Raw genomic sequence first — 3,050 nt, 5'->3', positions numbered from 1 at the left:
GTGGTGCAGAAGACCACAACTGGGCGGTCGCCACCGGGGTCCGCACGCAAGTGACGCAGGACGTCAATGCCGTTCATGACGGGCATGTTCCAGTCGAGCAAAATGGCGTCAGGCATCGAGCTGCGGCAGAAGGACAAAGCTTCTGATCCGTCGCCCGCTTCTTCGACGCGGAACGACAAATCTTCTAAAATACGGCGCGCGACTTTGCGGATTACGCGGCTATCATCGACAACAAGGCAGGTCTTCATGATCTCATTTCCTGTTTCAGGCGGTGGCGACGCAGAGGAGTTGGTCGATATTCAAAGTCATCAAAAGGCGGCCATCCAAGCGGTAAACGCCTTGGCTGACATCCTTCCAATTCGGGTTCAGATTGACTGGATTGGGCTCGAAATCTGAGTCCGACAGACGCAGGACTTCGCCAACGGAATCCACCAGAATGCCGTAAGCTTCGCCCTGATATTCAACGCCCACCGCCATCATTCCGGCAAAGCCTTGTGGCCGGGAGGGCAGGCCAAGACGGCAGCGTGCGTCAATCGCGGTTACGATACGCCCGCGTAAATTCAATACGCCCGCAATTTCTGGGCGGGCACCAGGAACTGGGGTTAAGCCTTTGAGAGAAAACACATCTTGGATGTCTGTAACCTCAACGCCGAACAATTGGTCAGCGACATGAACGGTCACAAACTCCTTGGTTCCAGCCTTGGCTAAAGCCAATTCGCTTTCTTGGCGCGATGCAAGGGCGGTCATGCGGCAATCTCCAATTTGGCGGCGTGTTCGATAGCGGCAATCAGGCTGTCCCGGTCCGACTTGCGGACGAGGGAGGCAAAGCCTGTCGCGTCTGCATCAGGCGAACCCGAAAGGGCAACAATGCTGGTCCCAGCCAAGCGATCATCGCTCAACAAACGACGGGCCGAGGCGACATCGACATCAATGTCGGTCAGCACCGCGGCAGGCTTACGATATTCAGCGCAGACCAAAGCGGCAGAGACCGTCTCAACGGCTTGAACTTCATACCCAGCCGAGCGCAGAAGCGGCGACAACAGGTTGCGGAAGAACGGATTACGCTCAACCAAAACAATATGTTTGGCGGGCTTATTGACGCCTGGATCGTCCCAATTGGTCAAAGCGAGGTTCAAATAGTGGCTGACGTCGAGAACTTCGGTCGCTTTGCCCTTGATGACGGCCACACCCAAGAGGCCGGGGCGGTCGGCTGCCATTTCAATATCGAGGGCTTCTTCCACAATATCGACAATCTTGTCGACGGCCATACCAGCTGCCAAGCCATTATAGGTAAAGACCAAAACAGGCTGAACGCCGGTGGTGGCAATCGGGGCATAAGGGTCGGCCGCCACGATGGGCATCAACTCGCCACGATATTGCACCAAGGTGCGGCCATCGCCTTGCTCGAAGCTGGTCGCATCCAATTCCTCAAGGCGCGTCACCAAGGAGAGCGGTACCGCCTTTGGCTGTTCGCCGCCGGCTTGGAACACGATCATGGAGGTGGTTTCAGGGCGCTGACCGCGCTTTTTCTGAACCGCTTCAACAACTTCTTCAACGACTTCTTCGGCTTGTCCAACGCGGCGATACACGGCACCGGGGTCAATAATCATGATCACGGAGCCATCGCCCAGAATGGTTGCGCCGGAGAAGGTGCCCACATCTGCCAAGGCCTTAGAGAGTGGCTTCACCACGATTTCTTCGGTGTCGAACACTTCATCGACGACCACGCCAAACAATTGACCCGAATGCTGCATCACCACAACAAAGGCCGAATGCGACTCGTCAATGACCGGGTCACGTGGCGGCACGCCCAAGACTTCCGACAGATCAACCAGCGGCAGCAAGCGGTCCCGCAAGCGCAGCACGCGCGCGGAATTGAGGATTTCGACTTTATGCTCGGAAGCCCCACCCGCACCGACCAATTCCACAATCGACAATTGCGGGATGGCAAAGCGTTGTTGCCGCGAACCCACAACCAAGGCCGAGACAATTGCCAAGGTCAGCGGGATTTTGATGAAGAATTTGGTGCCGCGGCCCTCGGTCGATTGCAGATCAATCGTCCCGCCAATCAGTTCAATATTGGTGCGCACCACATCCATGCCGACCCCGCGGCCAGAAATGCTGGTGACCGCAGCTGCGGTTGAGAAGCCAGGGGCAAAGATAAAGCGATGGATTTGCGCGTCCGACATGGTCCACGCTTGCTCTTCGCTAACGAGGCCATTTTTGATGGCTTTATCGCGGATCCGCGATGTCGACAGACCTGCACCATCATCGGAAACTTCGATCACAATATGACCGCCTTCATGATAGGCGTTCAGGCGGATTGTTCCGGTCTCCGATTTTCCTGCCGCAATACGTGAAGCAGGCGCTTCCAGACCATGATCGCACGAATTGCGGATCATATGGGTCAGGGGGTCTTTAATCAGCTCCAAGACTTGGCGATCCAATTCGGTCGCCTCCCCATCCATGACGAGGTCGATCTTCTTGTTCAGATCGCGAGCCGCATCGCGCACGATGCGGGGAAGCTTCTTCCAAGCTGAGCCAATCGGCTGCATCCGCGTCTTCATCACGCTGTCTTGCAGCTCAGCCGTCACCGCAGACAAGCGCTGCAGCGGGCCCTTAAACTCGCTATCGGTGGTGTTGCGCACCATTTGCATCAGCTGGTTGCGGGTCAGCACCAGTTCGGAAACCATGGTCATCAAGGTTTCCAGCACTTCCACATTGACGCGAATGGTTTGGTTGGACGAGACCGCGCCACCCTTGGCGGCTGCATCATCATCGTCATCTTTAATCGCGCGCATTTCTGGTGCGGCACGACGCTCAACCGCAGGGGCAGCAGGCGCTGCAACTTCGGCAGTCGCAGCGGTGGGTGCAGGTGCGGCTGCAACAGGCTCTAGGTCATCATCTGGCGTTGCTGCCAAGAATGCCGCTTCCAGTTCTGCCAGAGAGACTTCGCCGGGGCGGAGTTCGCGGCCGAGGTCGGGGTCCCAGCGAAGGCCAGAAGCTGAAACTGGGGCGGGTTCTGGGGCAGGGGCAGCAGCAGGCGCTGG

General features: G+C 57.3%; 3 protein-coding genes. All 3 read right to left on the bottom strand.

All coding sequences use genetic code 11. From position 1 onward, the window contains the following. Positions 1-248 (bottom strand): response regulator (locus tag IOB61_RS07580; RefSeq protein ID WP_290814591.1); only part of this gene is annotated, 248 nt, incomplete at its 3' end. A 16-nt stretch (positions 249-264) separates the two neighbouring features. After that, positions 265-747 (bottom strand): chemotaxis protein CheW, encoded by a 483-nt coding sequence (locus tag IOB61_RS07575; RefSeq protein ID WP_085337986.1) that lies wholly within the window; start codon positions 745-747, stop codon positions 265-267. Beyond that, positions 744-3,050: chemotaxis protein CheW (locus tag IOB61_RS07570; RefSeq protein ID WP_290814586.1), on the bottom strand; the 2,307-nt coding region annotated here is incomplete at its 5' end. The genes IOB61_RS07570 and IOB61_RS07575, both read right to left, overlap by 4 nt.

Source organism: Aquidulcibacter sp., from assembly GCF_020253525.1.
Classification (GTDB): Bacteria; Pseudomonadota; Alphaproteobacteria; order Caulobacterales; family Aquidulcibacteraceae; genus Aquidulcibacter.
The sequence above is the reverse complement of the archived record's forward strand: the minus strand, read 5'-3'. Positions and strand labels throughout refer to the sequence as shown.